The sequence below is a fragment of the Pseudoalteromonas sp. XMcav2-N genome (genome assembly GCF_024124545.1).
Classification (GTDB): domain Bacteria; phylum Pseudomonadota; class Gammaproteobacteria; order Enterobacterales; family Alteromonadaceae; genus Pseudoalteromonas.
Window position 1 is genome coordinate 222,628 of the sequence record NZ_JAMXSF010000005.1, and the last position, 19,160, is coordinate 241,787.

Here is a 19,160-nt window from a genome sequence, read left to right on the forward strand (position 1 = left end):
GTCTACTCTTAATTAACTTTTTGCATGATTTTTTCTTAGTGGCAAGGAGTAAGACGTTGTTGGTGATAAGGATTTATATGCCGTGATTGATACAGCACTTCGTTTTGTTGAGCAGCAGCTTAATCAAACATTGAAAATACAGTTTGCCCTGGAAAATGACATTGTCATTATGAACCATTTGGTTGAAGCCAGTGGCGCACCAGTGCTTGCTAACCAGAACAAAATCGTCATTACGCTTATTAACCTTGAGCACGAAACTAACAAGCAGTTTTATGGTGGTCAGCGTGCAACGAAAGATAGTCATGTTCAGCAATTCCAGCCTGCAACTCGGTTTAACCTGGATATACTGATCACTGCACATTTTGACTCTTACAACGAAGCACTCAAATTTCTTAATGCGGCCGTCGCATTTTTTCAGTCATTCCCGGCGCTAACTAAAAAAGAGTTCCCGAATATGCCCGAGGGCTTGGGCCAGTTACAGTTTGAAATTGAAAACTCGCCTTATACACAGACTCATAATTTATGGAGCGCGCTGGGGGCCAAATATCAGCCTTCGATAATCTATAAAGTACGCCATGTGACAGTGCAATCTTTGCAGGTGACGGGCAAGGTCAGTTCGGTCAAAGAGGTTGGCACGGAGGCGTCGGTATAATGTTCAGCGTATTAACCTTGCGACTTGAGCACGACTATTTTGCCGACAAACAATGGCGAAATGCTGAGCTTGAAGCCACAGAAGCAACTCAGTCATGGTTGCAGCGCTATCAGTTGACATTACACCACAATGGCGCATGTTGGCAGCTATACGCTACGCAGGGATCTTCAAAGCAAGCGCTTTTGCAGTATCTTCGCTATTCTCAGGGATTACAGGCTCTGGAGTTTTGGTTGTTACAGCCCCAGTCTGATTTTGTCACATTTACTGATTTGCCGATGGACTGGCAAGGCCAGCTTGCTTTCAACAGTGCATATTGCGAAAAAACCACTGAAGGGAGTTTAGAGCTTACTGTACAAAGCCTTTCACAATGCGCTTTTGAAGCACAAGCAATCGCTAAGATAACCTTTAATTTGAGTGATTTGTTAGCTTCTGAGCATTACCACATTAGCATGCGAGCACGTAATACCCAGTGGGTCTATCATCTGATTCAAAGAGGGCAAACACGTCTGCATAAGCCGCAATTGCGAGACAAAAAAAACCAAATTATGTTTACCACGCCCATGCATTATCGCAATGAGGAGGGGGAGAATACCTGGCTTTCAGACAGCGGAGAGTTTGATTTACCCATGCAACAAGTGCCAGTGCCTCGATTCGAATTGGTGGATACGCAAACGCTGGATAGCAAAAGCGAACGTTCAATTAGCAGAACCGTGATCAGTGCATTACCAACCCCAAGAAGCGATCAGATATACCTGGAACAAGAGGGGAGTTCACGGCGCGTGCAATCACATATCTATGTGTATTTTTGACCGCTGGTTACTAATTGAAGGTTACTTACCTTGAGATGTAGGTAACAAAAGGTACGTGAAACACCGAAAAGCACCAGGCCGAAACAACGAGTGCACCAGTATGTTGTGGCGGCGTAAAGGGTTTTCGCTTCGTTGAATTAGGTCGAAGGAAAACGAAATCAGTCATACAGGAACAAAAGGCAAACGATGTTATGATAACTTCGAATATAAAAACACCCGGCGTGTACATTGATGAAGTCAATGCCTTCCCTAACTCAGTGGTACCCGTTGCAACCGCGGTACCGGCGTTTGTAGGATACACTCCTACCGCAGAGTATCAGGGAAAGTCTTATTTCAATAAAGCGCAAAAAATCACTTCTTTCGCTGAGTTTCAGGCTATCTACATGAAAGGGAATCCGCCGCCGCCGGCAGATCCTGCGGTGCAATATAACCCTGAGTATTACCTGGTCGAATCAAAAGATAAGCCAACATCTGGCGACTACTTAATGATTGCGGGGAGTTATTACTCAATTGTGCCCGATCCCAGCTGTATCTATTATCTATACAATAGCGTGCGTTTGTTCTATCAAAACGGTGGGGGAGACGCATATATTGTGTCGGTTGGCACCTACGGTGAGAGCGCAGGAAAAGCAGGGGATGTCGGGGCGCAGATTGTAAACCCAAATGTTAAGCTCAGTGATCTAAAGGCGGGTTTAGATTTACTGCAGTATGAGCAGGAGCCAACCATTTATATTTGCCCGGAGGCAACACTGTTGTCTGTGGCTGAGAATGGCACGCTGATGCAAGAGATGTTACTGCAAGCCGGTAGTATGCAAACGGCAGTGTGTATGTTCGACATTATTGGTGGTAACACACCCGATCCAATCACCTACACCAATGATATAGAAACGTTCAGAAACAACACCGGCTCCAACAGTCTGGACTTTGGTGTTGCTTATTATCCCTTTATTGGCACCACAATTATGCAGTCGGGTGAAATCAACTATACCAACCTGTTTGGCGGTGATGTTAAAAAGTTGCAGCCTTTGCTTAGCCCTGCTTCTGCACCAAATCCGACCGCAGAAAAAATCATTTCTATGATTGAAAACAATGATGGCTCAATGACCACATCGCAGCTCAATGCCGCGTTGCTTAATGCCTCGCAAACCTACTCGCAAATTGTGTCGCATGTCATGAACGACGCTAACTTGTTGCCACCCAGTGGCGGTATGGCAGGGGTTTACACGGTTAATGACAACGTTAAGGGCGTTTGGGGAGCCCCTGCTAATACCGGGATCGTAGGTGCATCTTCGCTTCCAATTCGACTCAATGATAGTCAGCAGGCAGACCTTAACGTTGATGCACTGTCGGGTAAGTCTATAAACGCCATTCGCTTTTTTAATGGTCAGGGTATTTTGGTATGGGGTGCACGTACTTTGGATGGTAACTCCCAGGATTGGCGCTATGTATCTGTACGCCGCACTATGACCTTCCTGGAGCAGTCTTGTAAATTGGCAGCGCGAGCTTACGTATTTGCCCCTAATGATGTGAATACGTGGAGTGCTGTGAAAAGTCAGATTGGCAGTTTTCTCACCAGCATCTGGAAAGAAGGCGGGTTACAAGGCGCTAAAGCTTCCGATGCATTTCAGGTTGAGTGTGGTCTGGGTACCACAATGACAGGCGATGATCTGCTTAATGGCTTTATGAAAGTGTCAGTCAAAGTAGCCGTGGTTCATCCGGCAGAATTCATCGTGATTTCATTCGAACAGGAAATGGCTAAGTCGGGCTAATAAGCTGCGCTCAGGTCGTTATGTTTAACCACATTATAGAAGATAGATAAGAGGAAATATCATGGCAGATGATGGCAGCAAAGAAGGCAGCACGTGGCCAATGCCCAAGTTCCGCTTCGAGGTTGACCTTGGAACGGAACTACAAAAGGTGGCTTTTCAGGAAGTGTCGGGTATGGATAAAGAAGTACAGGTAATTGAATACCGCCATAGTAACAGCACTTTATTCTCAACAATCAAAATGCCCGGCATTGCTAAGTACGGCAATATCACCATGAAGCGCGGTATTTTCGTGAACGATAACAATTTCTGGAAGTGGATGGATGAAATTGAAATGAACACGATAAAACGCCGTACGGTACTGATCAAGCTTTTGGATCAGGAAGGTAAAACGACCATGCAGTGGCAGCTTAACAATGCCTGGCCGACCAAAATTACCGGAACTGATCTGAAGTCGGATGGTAACGAAGTCGCAGTGGATACCTTGGAAATTGCGCATGAGCAGTTGATTGTGACCAATGGATCATAACTTACAGACTAGCTTCTATTTCAGTGTTTCGATCTCAGGGATGAGCAGCAGTGATGCTGCTTTTCAGGAAGTCCTGGGGTTGAGCAAGGAAATGGGAAGCGAAGACGTGGTATGTGGAGGAGAAAACCGCTTTAAATATCGCTTGCCCACTATCACGACTTTTTCAAATCTGGTGCTTAAGCGAGGCGTGACAACGGGCGAGTCGCCACTGATCGCCTGGGTAAAAGACACCTTAGATGATGGATTAACAAATCCGATCCAAACCAAAGACATTCGGGTGCGGCTGTTGGATGAAAAGGGCAATGTGAGTATGCAGTGGGATTTTGTGGCTGCCTATCCGGTGAAGTGGTCGGCGAGTGATCTAAAGTCGCAAGACGGTGAAGTATTTATTGAAACGCTGGAGTTTTCATACCGTTACTTCGAGGTTGAGGATAGCCGATCTCCACAACTGGATTTATATGGCGATGCTTGATCAGTAAGCAGCTAAAGCAAAGGAGCACAATGATGGCCGTTGAAATAAGAGAACTGGTAATAAAAACTGCCGTGCAATCGCACAAAGAGCCAACAAATGCGGTGTTATCGGAGCAACAGTTACAGCAAATGAAACAGCAAATTGTCCAGGAATGTGTAAAACAACTGGGCGCAAAGCAGCGGCAGAATGCGTTTGAGCGATAGCCCAATATAAATGTGGAGAGTGGTGTGGGTAGTCTGAAAAAGATGCGTATCGTCGCATACAGCGATGAAAAATTCAGCTCAAAGGTTGATGACTATGTGGTGATGCTAAATCCGGAACAGATCAAGCTGGATCGCAGTATCAACTACAATGAAGAGCAGGCCCCAGATTCTGGCCAGCTATCTTCTAAGTACCGTTCAACGCCAGGAGAAAAGCTCAGCTTTGATCTGGTAGTAGACTGTACCGGTGTGGTTGACTCAACACGCACTGAATTACCTAAAGAGCTCGCTCAACTACAAAAAGTTGTTTACACCTACAACGGCAATATTCATCGCCCTAATTATGTCACTGTGTATTGGGGCCAGGGGTTGTCTTTTCAGGGTGTACTGACCGCATTTGATACCAACTATACGTTTTTTAAGCCAGATGGTACGCCATTGCGCGCTAAGGTTTCATTGAACTTTACATCGTATCTGGACCCGTCTACTGCAGCAAAAGAAGAAGACAAAAAATCCCCTGATCTGACACACAGAATTGAAGTTGTAGAAGGTGACAGCTTGCCTCAGATAAGCCAGCAAATTTACCGGGATCCCGACTTGTACGTGCAACTTGGGGCATTTAACGGCTTAAATAAAATAAGAAACTTAACCGCAGGCAGTGTATTAACTGCGCCACCTTTGCGTAGTACGGGAGAATCACAATGAGCAGCAGCAGTAATGGTGGTGTCGCCACGCTAGAGATTAAATCCGCGGGCTCTGTAATCCCTGATGTAGTGCAGGTACACAGTGTTGTGGTCAGACAAAACATTAACCGTGTAGCCAGTGCCAGCATTGAAATACTGGATGGCAGTCCCTCGCAAGAAGGGTTTTCAGTCAGCAGTTCAGAGACCTTTGTGCCTGGGGCCGAAATCAGTATAGCAATGGGTTACGATGGCAGTAATAGCACGGTATTCACCGGCATAGTGACTAAACAAACTGTGCAGGTTAATCCAGGTGTTGGACCTATGCTCTTGGTTGAGTGCCGGGATAAAGCGATAAAAATGACGGTTGGGCGCAAAAGTGGCGTCTATCAGAAAACCAAAGACAGTGATGTGATGAGCACTTTGATTGGTAATTCAGGGTTAAGTGCTGACGTATCGGCTACATCTGTCGAGTTGCCGGAATTGGTGCAGTATTACACCTCAGACTGGGACTTTTTACTCAGTCGCGCAGAAGTAAATAGTATGGTGGTGAGCACACTCAATGGCAAAGTGTCGGTCTTTTCACCAATTGATGACACCAGCTCAGTATTGACCGCTACTTATGGTGACTCTCTTTATCACATCAATGCGCAGCTCAACAGCGTGACCCAGCTCAGTGAAGTGAAATCGACAGCGTGGGATGCAAAAAGCCAGGCAGTGATCAACGCAACAGCCAGCAACTCAGTATCAGGGCCCGGTAATCTGAGCAGCAAAAAGTTATCTCAAGTGGTGGGGTTATCCGAATTTGAATTACAAACAACAGCAGCAGTAGATAACGACAATCTGACCCAATGGGCAAAAGGGCAGATGCTTAAAAGCGAGCTGTCAAAAATTACTGGAGATGCTCGCCTGCAGGGCAATGCCAAAGCGCAGCTTGGCAAATACATAACCATAGCGGGGATGGGGGATCGCTTTAACGGGGATCATTTTATATCGGGCGTGGAGCATGACTTTTCAGATGGTAACTGGTTTACCACTGTTGAGCTGGGGTTGTCGCCAATTTGGTTTGTGCAGGAGCATGAAGTCAGTGCGCCACAAGCTGCCGGGCTGCTTCCCGGTATAGGTGGTTTGTACAATGCGACCGTCAAGCAGATAGACGAAGATCCGGATAACGCCTATAGAGTATTGGTCGAAATGCCCTTGTATAACGACGAAGGCAAAGGCGTTTGGGCGCGGTTATGTAATTTCTATTCAAGCAGCGGCTGTGGCGCTTTTTTTTATCCCGAGATTGGTGACGAAGTGATCGTTGGTTTTTTAAATCAAGATCCCCGGTTTGCGATCATAGTGGGCAGCGTATATAGCGAAAACCGCAAGCCATACAGCGAGTTGACCCCTGATTCGGACAATAGCAAAAAAGCCATCGTCACCAAAAGTAATATGCGCATCGTTTTCGATGATAGAGAGAGCATTCTTACTATCACCACCGATAGCGATAACACCATAGTCCTTGATGATCAAAACAAGCAGATCAAAATTTCAGATCAAAACGACAACAGTATCTTGCTGAGTGAGTCTGGCATCGATATTAAAAGCCCAAAAAGCATCAACATTCAGGCGGACGAGTCGGTGAATATCAAAGGAGCAATGGGGGTTAATGTGCAGGCAGAATCTGGCGATGTAAAACTGGCCGGGCTTAATATCAGCGCCGAGGCAGACGTTCAGTTTAGCGCTAAAGGGTCCGCGACAGCACAAGTTGAAGGTGGTGCAGAGCTCACGCTTAAAGCCGCTATCGTGATGATTAATTAACAGGAGCTAAAGCAATGCCACCAGCAGCCAGATTAACCGATTTTCATGAGTGTCCTATGGTAACTCCCGGGTTGCCACCAATCCCACATGTGGGCGGGCCGATAACGGGCCCAGGTTGTCCAACAGTATTAATAGGTAGTCTACCTGCGGCGCGAGTGGGCGATATGCTGGTATGCGTGGGGCCACCTGATAGCATTATCAAAGGTTCAGCCACTGTCCTCATAGGGGGGATGCCAGCTGCCAGAATTGGTGATAATACAGCGCATGGCGGGTCGATTTTGCTTGGAGATTTTACCGTGATGATCGGAGGGTAAAACATGGCCGGTAAATCTGAGCTGTCTCAGCAAAGTGAATTCTTGGGGAGTGGATGGCAGTTTCCACCGACATTCTCCAGTGTGTCGCATCAGCTGGCTATGAATCAGTCTGAAGCCAACATTAATCAGTCGATTGATTTGATATTACAAACCCGGCGCGGCGAGCGCTGTTTGCTGCCTGATTTTGGTAGTCAATTGAATACCTTTTTGTTTCGCAGCCAGGATGCGAGTTTGCAAGAAGAAATTGCCAAATCGGTGCGTAACACGTTACTGAATGACGAGCCCAGAATTTCGGTTGATGAAGTCTTTGTTTCTTTTACTTCCGAGGAAGCGTCGCAGGTGGTGATCAGTGTGCTTTACACCATTAAACAGACAAATACCCGACATAACCATGTTTTTCCATTTTCTTTGTTGGAAGGCACTAACCTGGCTGTGAAGGTATAGCGTGAAAAATCGGCTCGACTTTGCAACCCTCCAGGCGCAGCTCAATGCGTGTCTTTGTCCTGATTCAATTGAACTAGATGGACGAGATATTCGAGACCGCCTGGCGTTTATTGCAAATTTGTCTGAGCTGATTTTATTTTATGATGAGCAAAATCAGCCTTCAGGTGACTGGCGTAAGGTTGTTTTAAAAGATCCGGTTATTCTGCTCGCAGTGATCAGTAAAACTGTCTATCAAAGCGTGTATTTTCGGTTTAATCAGGTTCAGGCCGCTCTGGAACACACTAAAACGAGAGTTCGAGAGCAGTTAGAAGGCGACGATAATGAGCACGCTGCTTGCGTGTTGCAGGAACAAGATAGCCGATGTATCGCGCAACTGCTACTGCTGGTGGATCAGCTGTTTGACACTATTAATAGCTGGGTGGAGTATCTTGAACTCAGCAGCGTAGAGTTTACATTGCGTGACTTTATCACCGCCCAGGTAGAGGGAGCGATTGGTCGGTTGCTGTGGCAACGATTTGCATTGCAAGATTTTCTGGCAAACAAGTTAGCGGCCTCAATACCCCGACCCAGTGAGTCGAGTTATCGACATTTTGCGCCGAGCTGGTTTGAGTACAAACGAATAAAAAATACGACTCGGTTTGACAGCGCTGTGGATGCATTACAGAGCTTAGAGCAGATATATCAGCAGGTCTATCGGTTTTTTGTGCAAGTGATCCAGGATGCGCGACCCGCTTTTTATGACATGGTGGTGAAGCGTAATGACTTTCCTGATACCAGCCTGATCATTGTCGCAAACCAGCTCCTTGCATACTCTCAGCGTACGCTTAACCAATACGCACAGAAGCACCTGAACTTTTATTACAAAACGATTTTAAAGCAAACGCCCGCGCCGGCGCAGCCTGATCACACTTATTTGTGTCTTACGTTAGATAAGTCGGTGCCATCTTATGAGTTGGTCGCTGGTGTTGCATTCAATGGCGGCAGCTATCCGGACCAGTCACCCGTGTTGTTCGCCACAACTGCAGACAGTGAAATCAATCACATAGAGTTTATAGCAACTTATGGTACGAGTTATTGTTTAGTGCCGGCAGCGGGAGAAAAGCAACAATATCTGCAGACCTTTGCACCAAGTACAGAAGTTCGTAAAGATCAGGTCGGGCGGGTGTTATCAAGTGACTGGTTTAGCGAAGCGCAGGGTAATGCTGTGCAACAAGGGTTTGCGCTGGCCAGCGATATGCTATTCCTAAATGCGGGTGAGCGTACAATTACTATTACCCTAAAATTCGCAACCCCGGTCACGGTGGCTGACTTCCAAAGCGCTGGGATCACACTTACTACTGCAAAGGGCTGGTCAGACACTTTGGTGCGGGATGAAAGCAGCGGCGCTGACTTACCTAAAAACTATTTAGAGTGGTCGGCTCCGGACAGTCAAACGCTGCAGCTGACCGTGCACTTGTCCAGCAGTTTTGCTGCTGTAGATTGTCTTGCAAAAGCGAATGACGATTACCCCTTAGCGATGCCTTATTGCCGCATTATGCTCCCGAATACCGTGGATTTACAGCAACCACTGCGTTTAATCCAAGTGCAATTTCAGGTGAAAGTAAAAGATAGTGATGCGCTTGCACCAAGCAACGACAATGGTCTGCTATTGAACAATAAAGCCATGTATATATTGGGTACAAGAGCGCAGTTAGACAGCCATTTTTACCTGAGTTATCCGCAGGCATTTTCAAAGCCCCTGACGTCTTTAACGGTACAAATCGACTGGGAAAACATTCCCGAGAAATTGGCAACTTATTACAGTGCCTATAACGACTTTTTAAAGAGCAATAGCAGTGATTACCCTCAGTACAGCGCATTTTCTAATACGGCTTTCACGGTTGAGTGGGAAGCACATCAAGCCGGTGGCTGGCAAAGTATCATAGGCGCACTGACAAAGCCTTCAAAGGTAGACAAGAGCGACCAGTGTGGTTTATTTGCCCAGACAGATCAAAATACAAATGCGTCAGCCAGCAGCTTTGCTTTTTCATTTAGTACGCCTTTGCAATGTGCCGGAGTGGATGCCCGTGATGTCGCGAGCAATCATAACCCTAGCTTGCGTATGACGTTAAATGGGTTAAAGCAGGGGTTTGGCTACCCACTCTACGGGCTGGTTGTTAACGACGTCAGTCTTAAAAATGCCAAAACTCTGATGCAAGCAACCGGACTGCTATCGCCTTTTACTAAAGCGATCAATACCATTTCACGCTGGTTTGGTTCAGATGCTGGCAAGTTAAAGTCAATGCCTAACCCACCATTACAGCCCCAAAGTAAACGTGTGATTATGACCTACGAGGGCGAGCAAACGATAGACTTAACGGTATCGGACGTTACTTTGACGCAGGGGTTTGCATTGCAGCATTTGGGCATCTGGAAAAACTACCTATACTTTTGTCAGCTTGCCGGGCAAAGCAAGCCCGTTGTGGACTTACGTCGAGTTCAGCTGCAACCCTCTGAGCATGCTCAACCAGAGAAGCCTTCGCACCCCATGGCGAGCGATCAAGGTTTAGCTTTATATCAAGGTGTTGGGCAGTCTGCATTGAACTTATATTTTCAGCTGGAGCAAGTGCAGCCACCGTGCCGCTTGAATATTTTTGTGGAACTTGCACAGGATATTAGTGGTGATCAACAGCCAAATCTGGTGGATATATTTTATTGGAGTCACAGTGGCTGGCAATCTGTGACGGTTTTAACCGATGAAACTCATGCGCTGACACGCTCGGGGATTGTTCAGCTAGACCTGCCACAGGATATGGCTGTTAACTCACCGATTTGGCCCATGCCCAAAGGCAAAGTCAATACGGGATGGCTGATGTTTGCGCAGCAACAAGCACGAAAAGTACAATGTGTATATTGCAATACTCAAGCTGTCAAAGTGCAGCGTATAGCACCTGTTTCTCTCCCCGTTGGGGTTGCTCCAACGCTCGGCGCGCAGCAGATCAAGGCACCACAAAACAAAATAGCCGCAATCAGTCGTCTGTCTCAGCCTTTTGCCTCAAGCGGCGGATGTGCTGCACAAGATACCCGCCAGTTTGAGCAGGGAGTGAGCCTGCGCTTAAAAAGCAAGCACAGAGCAAGCGATGACTGGGACTACTGTATGCTCGCCCGACAAGCATACAGTGGCGTGTTTTATATCAAACGATTATCCAGTAAACACGCTGGCACAGTGACGCTCGGTGTCGTACAACAGTACACTTCAACCCAGCAAGTGAATGCCTATAAGCCCGTTATGAGTAAAGTGAACCAATACCAGATAGTAGATTACTTATCTGCACGGGTGTCCCAGATGGTTCAGGTAGTTATTCAAAACTTACGGCACCAGAGTGTGTCAGTCAGTGCCGATTTGATTGTTAGTCAGGACTGCAATATCAATGACCTGAATTTGCTGCTTACCAAAGGGGTGAATACTTATCTTGCTCCCTGGATAGACACAACGCAGCCTCAATATTGTCTTAATTCAGGACTCAGTAAAGCAGGACTTGCCGCTTATATTGCTAGTTTCAAAGAGATTGAAGCGATCCAGAGGCTGTCAGTTAGTCTGGCGGTTGATGATGCAGGCAATCACGCTTCCCACAGTGGCACCGTTGAGGGGCCTGCTGCGCAACAAAGAGACAGAATATATCCCGACTCAGAAGATGCCATTCTTATCCCGGCAGATACACACGCGTTTAATTTTTCCAGAGCCCGTGAGGTATCAGAAGGAAGCGCCAGTGGGCAACCGGTTGATGTTAAGTCTGTATCTAAAAACACCTTGACGGAGGCCAGTGTATGAGCGCATCAACCACAGCCTCTTTAGATGCCCTGGTCAATGAAAATAGTATTTGTGCGGGACCACTGCCAGAGGCTTTGCAATTTACTTATCTAAAAAATGAAGGGATTGAGCAGCTCAAAGCCCTGGCGGGAGAGGTTTGGAGTAATTACAACGACAGCGACCCAGGGGTGACAATTCTGGAACAGGTGGTCTATGCGTTGACTGAGCTGGGATATGTGAATACCTTTGATATTGCTGATGTGCTCACTCAGCCTGATGGCAATATCAATTATCAGCATCAGTTTTTTGCCCCCCAGGATATTTTGACAACAGGGCCCGTCACTGGCAATGACTATCGCAAATTGGTGGTTGATACCATCGCTGGCATCGACAATATTTATCTGCAGCCACTTATCAGTGATGCACAATCGACCGGGCTCTATCAGGTTTGGCTTTACTCTCAAGAGTTACTTACTGCAAATCAAACAGGTACTTCTAACCTACAGGCAGTGTGTAACGAAGTCAGTCAGCTGTTAAATAAAAATCGCAACCTGGGTGAATATTTTTTGCTACCGCAGGTGCTGCAGAGTCAAGAGATTGTGCTCAGCGCAAAAGTGCTGCTGGAGCAGGGGGCTGCGCCCGAGCAAGTCTATCTGGACATTCAGCAAGCACTGGCCGACTACATCAGTCCCGATGTGAAACGCCTGGGCTACCAGCAGGCACGCTCGCAAGGCTTTTCGTCTGGGGAAATATTTGATGGCCCCAGGCTAAATAATGGCTGGATCCCAGGTGATAACCCCTTGGGAGCAAAGCGTGATGTGGTGCAGGTAGTCGACTTGATCACGCTGATCAGCCAGGTTAGTGGTGTGGCCGCAGTGGAGTCGTTTAGATTAGACGAGAGCGAGAGTAAAGACTCAGTGGATATCGCACCTGATAAAGTGGCCGTGTTGCAATTAGGTGATGAGTTTTCTCTGATCCAACATCAGACACCGCTCAATCAGGCGCCCTGGCAACAAACTCACTTGTTGTCGCAATTAGAGCGAACTTGCCACAATCAAAGTGTTTCGGCGTTAACAGATATGGCACCGCAAATGCCAACAGGGCTGTTTCGAGATATCGAAAGTTACTTTTCCATCCAAAACACTTTTCCGGATATTTATGCAATCGGACATAACTCCCTGGAGTCCGACGCACCGGCATACCGTGTGGCGCAAGCCCGGCAGTTAAAAGGATACCTGTTACTGTTTGATCAGATACTGGCCAACCAGTTTTCTCAATTGGCTAACTTGGGTAATTTGTTTTCGTTTAGTTTTGATATCGTGCCAACCTCGCAACAGATGTTTTATCAGCAGCGAACAGACAGCACCCCAGATCACCCACCTGCAATTCCAAGCCAGCGCTTTATCCGCAGTTATTTTTATCAGCCTATTTATGACGTACCAAATGTACAAGCGCTGTTAAAGGGTCAGCAGCAATATCGTTTTTATAACCCTGATGAACCGAAGGACTCCAACGCGCACGATTTACTGGCTTGGCAACGCTTTATTAATGATCCGTTCAATCAATATAATCATGGTTTAGGTGAGATTATTGAAAGCCAGCAGGATGCGGGGCAACGCCGCGATGAGATGCTGAGCCACTTGTTGGCACGCCATGGTGAGCTAGCGCAACTGTATGATGACATCATAGACGCATCGCAATGGTACGGTAGCAAATTGCAAACACGCATCATCGTAAAAACCATCTGGCTGCAAAATTTGCAGGCATTGAGCTATCAACGCGTTCAGGCGATTAAATTTGCCATGGCGGAACCTTTGCCTACGCCGGGTCGTTATCGTATCGGTCAGGCGGATTACAACACGCTAATGAATAGTAAAAGTGAACGCTTTACTAAAGTGGTGCACAGCCTTTATTTGCAAGGTTTTGCGGATCAGCGGCAAATAATCAAAGCCATTTCGGCTTCGTTAGTCAAACAACTTGCCAGACACGTCAAATTGCAGGGTAAAAATAGCAAAGTCGATCTGCCCAAAGTGGTGCAACAGAGCCGCACACTGGCTGCTGCAATTCCGATGACGGACGGCAATGCTATGCTGTTGAACAATTCTCAGCAACGTCTGAAACTGGATGGTGAGTACGATTCGCAAGCCCTGGACACATATGGAAAGTTGTCTGTGCAGGACTTTCGAAATTTTTCAGCTTTTGAGCTTAAGTTTGATTTATTACTGGGCTTTACTGCCCATTTACGTGCTCTGGCGGGTGCGTTAGTGACGTTAATGAACGATGGTGCGTTCGAAACCTGGTTGGAGCAAACAAAAACATCTTCATCTGATCAAGGCTCAGTAACCTGTGTGGTTGATGATATCACGGCGAGCAAGCATACCGATATGTTAGTGATCAGTATCAGCGGTAAAACGGTGCTTGAGCTGCCAAACCCCGGTGGAGCTTGGCAACTCAGTGATCTGCAGGTATACGTTGATCAGATGGCATGGTTATGCGGCTATCGCAAAGGCGCCGTTTTGGTTGAGCATACATTGCTGCAATCCGCGGTTGTGACGCCGCTATCATATACTCCGGACTCGGACCCGTGGTATTTCCTTAAAGCCAGTTTAGTATTGCCAAGTTATGTGAGCCTGGTAAATCAGGAACAGTTTGTCTACTTTATCCGCGCCTTACAGCAGGTACATTGGCCAAGCCATGTGCAGTTGCGCTTACTGGTTGCCGATGTCAACGCGTTCAATGCACTGATCATGGACTACTGTAGTTGGTACAACCAGCAACGGCTGGTGGACCGGGATCCAAAAGAAGCCGCAGATGCTGCACTGCAAACACAGTTAAAAGAGACGCTTTTGGCATTATTGGAGGTGGATTGTGATCACTTCTAAGCACGTCCTGGGTCAATGCCTGTGGCTCACTGAATTCGATGAACAAGCCGAAGTGAGCAACTTACAGGATGCGCTGAGCCAATGGAGCCGCAAAATTTTGCCCCAGGTGCTTAACCAGGTGCTGGATAGAGTGTGCCCAAGTGGACACATCTGGCGCATTGAGCAACTTAGCATTGATTTAGGCACACTTCAGCTAGAGGAGTTGGACCGCCAGTTGCCGCAAAGGGTGGCTGCGGCAATCGAAGAAGCACTGCTGGATATGCTGCGTCGATATAGTCAAAACAGTCAGACGACACATCGGGGTAAATTCACTATCGTGGATCCGGATGTATCTCAGCTTACTTTGATCCGCTGGTTCTTATTATATGGTGTGACGCCTTGGTGGGTAACAGGCAATAACAGCCCGTTACATGCGGTTGACCAGCAAATTAGTTTGCAACCGAATGGTGTGGCTGCGCTTATCCGTGATGTAGGTAAGGCTGAGGTGGTAAGGCGGCGAATTGTCTGGCAGTGGGGCGAAGAAAGAACCCGCAAAACAGTGCAGATTCTTGAACCCTGGAATGCGCAGTTTATTTGTAGCTATGCAGATAATATGTTGCTTGTACAGCGACAACCAGACAGCAGCCTGCCAGCTGATAGCAATTTACAAACACATTTGTGGTACTGGATCCTAACGCACTTGCTGGTCGACAGGGGAACTTTATTTAATACCTTGCAGTTCGTACGGGCAACGCTTTGGCAGCTGGCCCAGCACTATCAACTTCCTTTCAGCCAGCTCCTGGAGCATATGAGTGATGTCGCCAGACAGATGCAAGAGTCCGGTTTGGTCGCACCGCAATTTTTACAGGTACTGATCAGTATTCAACAAAATGAGCGGCAGCAAACCAACATACATAGCAAACCGGAGCAAACGCTGGACCTGTGGTCACTGTTTTCGTCCTTGTTAAAAACGAGCCAGGTGAGCATCTATCACGACAATCAGTCTTATCATCTGACAGAGCTGTTCACAAGACTGGCGCAGGTTGAGCCCGATACGATGGCTGCCATGTTAAAACAAGTAGGCCAATCCGAGTCGGTGCGCACTCATATTGTTAAGCAATTCAATCAGCAGCAGCTAGAACATGTCGTGTCAGTGGTTGCGCCACATGACCAGCAATTTGTTTTGGCGCATGTGGCCCACACACAAACGTTGCTGCAAGAACAACATCTTAATCCGGATCTGATTTGGCGTGTTCTGTTGGCTTACTTACTGGTGAATAAAGGCAGTTACTTCAACCGAAAACAGTTTGTTCACAGCACTTTGTTGCAGATGAGCCAGCATTTTGGAGTGGCGTATCACCATATACTCCTGATGTTGGTACAAACGTTAGGCATGCCAACCTCGACAGGGCAACAGTACGAACTGTTTACTATTTTAGCTGAGCTACAGGACAGTCAGTCTAAAAAATTGCATGACAATAATGATCTGTGGATTGAGCACTACCACACCTTGATGACACTGCACACGCAGCATTCGGCTCAATACCTCAAGGCTCGCCCTTTGTGGTTTAATGAAAACACCTGGCAACGGGCTTTACGTGGTCTGGTTATGTTGCGGCCTTTGAGTAGTCCGCGTTCATTATATGCGTTGCTGAAGTACACTCACCTCGGGGCAAAGCAAAGCGAGCAGCTGTCACAAAAGCTCGTCGCGGCTATGGCGGGTTCAGGCTTGCTCACTCACGGTGAGATCGTGCAGTTACTGACGGCAATTTCTCCTCGGCAGGGGATGCGAAGTGCCAGATTGGTCAATGCTATTCGCGATTGGCAAAAGCTGGGAACCTGGGCCTGGGGTCTGGGAAGAGGATCAATACGTCCGCTACTCGAAAGCGTGGTATTTAGCCTGATCAGTGAGGGCGACACTGCGAGCCCCGAAAAGTGGTTTTCCCGTACTACCCAGTTTATTGCGCAACGATTTGGCTTATCGCATGGGCAGTTAATTGATTTATTAGCGGGGCAAGTCGCAACAGCAGAAAGTGACAAGGCAGTGCTGAGTACTGAGTTGACACAGCTGTTGTTAAACGAAAAGCAAAACAGCCAAACCTGTGACAAACCGCTGTCAGGTCGCCCTGAGTTGGTGTGGTATAGCGCGTTAGATTATGCACAAATACGTGCTTTGACAGCATTTGCGCGACGCTTTTCATTGCCCTTATCGCAGGTGTTGAGGCTGGCGGCTGAGTGCATTAAAAACACGGAGCATCTAGCTGCGTCAGAGCCTGACCAGACATCTGATTATTTACAAACACACCTGGTACAGTCGCTGGCACACAGTTTGGCTCAGCAGTTTGTTTTGCCTGTGACACAAGTACAACGCTATCTGCAGGTTCAGCTAAAGCGTTTCAGCTCAATGGCTGTGATGATCACTCGCTTTCAGCAGGCTGACATGTCCAAGTTGCGAGCTGGGTGTGTACACAATAGCTGGTATATGCTTGAACAATGGCAACTCAGTGCTGGAAGTAAACGAAACTTTGAGCCGGCAAGGCAATACAGTGTACAACCCCTTCGGGAACAGGGGACTTATGCAGAGCTTTCAGGGCAAGAAAAGGCAGCTCAGGCTGGCTCTGTACCGGTATCAGAGCAGCGGATAAAAAAATTACAGCACCAGGTAAGTCAGCTTAGCGATGTTTCGGTGCCACAGCTGTTGGCAGAACTGATAGCGATGCATGATTTGAGAGGGGATTTTTCTCGCGTAACCAATCACCCGGCATTGCTGCACTGGTTGCTGAATGGGTTTGACGGGGCGACTCAACAGCGCTGGGTTTTCAGGCTTTACCGAGCTGTTAGCTCAAAGGGCAGCAGGCCTGTGACGTATGAATCGGTAATGACTGAAGTGGTGTCGCTGTTGCGTACACATGAGCTACTACTCAGTGGCTTGATAGTGAAAAAAGCGCTTAAGTCACAACTCGCGGCAACTTATTTGCAGCAGCTGTTTCAGAGTCGTCTTGCTAATCGCTGGTTTTCAGCCATGTTACCCGAAACCTGGCAGCAACCGGCGCTTTACAAGCGTTGGTGTCTGCAACTTCAGGTCTGGCTAAGTGATGTAGTGGCAACTTTGGATAATCAAAGTGCATTTGGGCCATTTAGCCAGGTTCATTCCAGCGGGCCACGTGGCACAGCAGTCGAACGTTTGTTCTGGATGGAATTCACGACATATCTGGCCTCTCAAATAAATAGTGCTGCTCAGCTCAAATCCCTGACACAACTGCGTGTTTCAGAAGGAATGAGAGCTGTATTTGTCGCCCGGATTATGCTCGGCTGGTGTCAGACTAATGCTCTTAATCTATCACTGTGTGTGCGCCAGTTTGAGCGTTACTGGCAAAGCGCACCAGCCGAGTTGCTGTCAATTATCAGCACAGAAGTGTTAATTACGGAACTTAAGCGTGTTGGCCGTTCAGCTCAAGCCGGCGCCTTTACTTTACCTCTATCAGAGCCTGCAACCCAAAGCGTTGGAGCTACTGAATTTAAGCCTATACCACCAGAGCGCAACGCACATACTCCAGCAGCTAGTTCTAACCATCAGGCAAGCTCACAGACACCGGCTCATCCGCATAACACAGTACCCGACAGCGCTGAATCTAAGGTCGTAAAAATGCCAGCGTGGGAGCAAGATCTTGCCTCTGACTATTTGCAACGAAACGATATCAAATCAATCTTTGAGCATTGGCTGCATAGTGAGAGTCGCCCTCATTTCATTGCAGCCGAAGCACCGTTTTGTGGTGTGAGGCTGTTTAACGATCTGCTGTTGTATAAGCCTGGATCATGGGTTGAATGGGTTCAGCCGCTGCTAACAAAGTCGACTGTTCAGGCCCGAGTGGTCGAGCAGCTTAGTTTAGGTGGATTACTGTCTGCACTCAGTCGGGCTGGTAAATTACGTGATTCACAATTAAACATGGTTGAGGCTGTTTACACACTATTTAAAGCGCTCTCTAAAGCTGGGCTGAAAATAAATGAGGCAGAGTATCAGCAGTACCTGACATTGGCTATTTTGCGCGGTGTTGCTACTAAGCAGCTTACAGAGCTCGATGGAGAAAAGCTATTCGGTGATATGTGTTGGCAGCTGATCTTCAGGCAAAACTGTCAGGTTGGTGCGTTGCAGGAGGCGCTTCAGAGTAATGATTTACCCAGTTCCCCGCATTTACTCACAGCCATAGGGCAGCTTCGTAAGCAGCTTAGTCAATATCAACGGCACAGGCTTTCGAATGCAGTGGCTAAAGGGCAGAGTGAATCTGAGCAGCCGAGCGAATTTCCAATCAGCGTACCAAATGCCGGACTCGTGCTATTGCAAAGCTTTATTCAACCTCTGTTTGCTCGTTTATCACTGACTTGTGACGACAAATTTGTGAGTGATGAACACCAGCGTACGGCTGTGCATTATCTGCAGTTTCTGGTTACAGGCCAAAGTGCCACCGAAGAGCACCATTTGGTGTTAAACAAATTGATTTGTGGTCACGGTGTAACTCAGCCCGTAGAAGCGGGGATTACACTCTCACAAAGCGATATTGATACCGTGCATAGCTTAATTGACGCGGTTTGTAATTACTGGCCGGCGATAGGAAAGACCTCGATTGATGGATTCAGAGGAAACTGGTTGGTACGCAATGGCACGTTAACCGAAGCACTAGATCATTGGGATTTGATCGTCGAAAAAAGGGTGTATGACATACTGATCAGTCGTTCGCCGTTGTCGTATTCGATAGTCAAGTTACCTTGGATGGAAAAACCGATTTACGTAACTTGGCCAACCTAGTTGGTGATGTAGTCCAAGGATGTAATTCAAATT

At 47.3% G+C, this 19,160-nt stretch carries 13 protein-coding genes; all 13 read left to right on the forward strand.

The features are described 5' to 3' along the window. Positions 1-82: 82 nt before the first annotated feature. The 13 genes from NH568_RS09000 (at position 83) to NH568_RS09060 (ending at position 19,127) form a co-directional block, all read left to right on the forward strand. On the forward strand, positions 83-652 hold the full coding sequence (locus NH568_RS09000; protein WP_253046326.1) for a DUF4255 domain-containing protein: 570 nt from the start codon (positions 83-85) through the stop codon (positions 650-652). Continuing rightward, a complete protein-coding gene (locus tag NH568_RS09005; RefSeq protein WP_253046327.1) occupies positions 652-1,461 on the forward strand; it encodes a hypothetical protein in 810 nt (269 codons plus the stop codon). The genes NH568_RS09000 and NH568_RS09005 overlap by 1 nt, the downstream gene beginning before the upstream one ends. 191 nt (positions 1,462-1,652) lie before the next feature. Continuing rightward, the gene (locus tag NH568_RS09010) at positions 1,653-3,230 is read left to right on the forward strand and encodes a phage tail sheath C-terminal domain-containing protein (protein WP_253046328.1); all 1,578 of its coding nucleotides are present in this window, start codon (positions 1,653-1,655) and stop codon (positions 3,228-3,230) included. A gap of 61 nt (positions 3,231-3,291) precedes the next feature. Beyond that, positions 3,292-3,756 carry a phage tail protein gene (locus tag NH568_RS09015; protein ID WP_054017483.1) on the forward strand — a complete coding sequence of 155 codons (465 nt, stop codon included), beginning with the start codon at positions 3,292-3,294 and terminating at the stop codon, positions 3,754-3,756. Next, entirely contained in the window at positions 3,746-4,228 is a 483-nt protein-coding gene (locus NH568_RS09020; protein ID WP_253046329.1) for a phage tail protein, read from the forward strand. The genes NH568_RS09015 and NH568_RS09020 overlap by 11 nt, the downstream gene beginning before the upstream one ends. A gap of 29 nt (positions 4,229-4,257) precedes the next feature. After that, positions 4,258-4,431 carry a DUF5908 family protein gene (locus NH568_RS09025; RefSeq protein ID WP_160317426.1) on the forward strand — a complete coding sequence of 58 codons (174 nt, stop codon included), beginning with the start codon at positions 4,258-4,260 and terminating at the stop codon, positions 4,429-4,431. A gap of 24 nt (positions 4,432-4,455) precedes the next feature. After that, positions 4,456-5,133: a hypothetical protein gene (locus NH568_RS09030; protein ID WP_253046330.1), complete on the forward strand. Its 678-nt coding sequence runs from the start codon at positions 4,456-4,458 to the stop codon at positions 5,131-5,133. Further along, positions 5,130-6,914: a type VI secretion system tip protein VgrG gene (gene vgrG / locus NH568_RS09035; protein ID WP_253046331.1), complete on the forward strand. Its 1,785-nt coding sequence runs from the start codon at positions 5,130-5,132 to the stop codon at positions 6,912-6,914. The genes NH568_RS09030 and vgrG overlap by 4 nt, the downstream gene beginning before the upstream one ends. A 14-nt stretch (positions 6,915-6,928) precedes the next feature. Continuing rightward, entirely contained in the window at positions 6,929-7,228 is a 300-nt protein-coding gene (locus NH568_RS09040) for a PAAR domain-containing protein (RefSeq protein ID WP_253046332.1), read from the forward strand. Positions 7,229-7,231: 3 nt separating this feature from the next. Further along, complete coding sequence (locus NH568_RS09045) at positions 7,232-7,672, forward strand: GPW/gp25 family protein (protein ID WP_253046333.1); 441 nt, start codon at positions 7,232-7,234, stop codon at positions 7,670-7,672. A 1-nt stretch (position 7,673) separates the two neighbouring features. Continuing rightward, entirely contained in the window at positions 7,674-11,483 is a 3,810-nt protein-coding gene (locus tag NH568_RS09050; RefSeq protein ID WP_253046334.1) for a hypothetical protein, read from the forward strand. Next, on the forward strand, positions 11,480-14,344 hold the full coding sequence (locus NH568_RS09055; RefSeq protein ID WP_253046335.1) for a hypothetical protein: 2,865 nt from the start codon (positions 11,480-11,482) through the stop codon (positions 14,342-14,344). Before NH568_RS09050 ends, NH568_RS09055 begins: the two co-directional genes overlap by 4 nt. After that, entirely contained in the window at positions 14,331-19,127 is a 4,797-nt protein-coding gene (locus NH568_RS09060) for a contractile injection system tape measure protein (RefSeq protein WP_253046336.1), read from the forward strand. The genes NH568_RS09055 and NH568_RS09060 overlap by 14 nt, the downstream gene beginning before the upstream one ends. Positions 19,128-19,160: the final 33 nt, after the last annotated feature.

What these genes read in the sequence shown, in the direction of transcription:
- NH568_RS09055 (WP_253046335.1), top strand. Translation starts at nt 11,480, where the DNA reads ATGAGCGCATCAACCACAGCCTCTTTAGATGCCCTGGTCAATGAAAAT.
- vgrG (WP_253046331.1), top strand. Translation starts at nt 5,130, where the DNA reads ATGAGCAGCAGCAGTAATGGTGGTGTCGCCACGCTAGAGATTAAATCC.
- NH568_RS09020 (WP_253046329.1), top strand. Translation starts at nt 3,746, where the DNA reads ATGGATCATAACTTACAGACTAGCTTCTATTTCAGTGTTTCGATCTCA.
- NH568_RS09040 (WP_253046332.1), top strand. Translation starts at nt 6,929, where the DNA reads ATGCCACCAGCAGCCAGATTAACCGATTTTCATGAGTGTCCTATGGTA.
- NH568_RS09025 (WP_160317426.1), top strand. Translation starts at nt 4,258, where the DNA reads ATGATGGCCGTTGAAATAAGAGAACTGGTAATAAAAACTGCCGTGCAA.
- NH568_RS09005 (WP_253046327.1), top strand. Translation starts at nt 652, where the DNA reads ATGTTCAGCGTATTAACCTTGCGACTTGAGCACGACTATTTTGCCGAC.
- NH568_RS09010 (WP_253046328.1), top strand. Translation starts at nt 1,653, where the DNA reads ATGATAACTTCGAATATAAAAACACCCGGCGTGTACATTGATGAAGTC.
- NH568_RS09045 (WP_253046333.1), top strand. Translation starts at nt 7,232, where the DNA reads ATGGCCGGTAAATCTGAGCTGTCTCAGCAAAGTGAATTCTTGGGGAGT.
- NH568_RS09015 (WP_054017483.1), top strand. Translation starts at nt 3,292, where the DNA reads ATGGCAGATGATGGCAGCAAAGAAGGCAGCACGTGGCCAATGCCCAAG.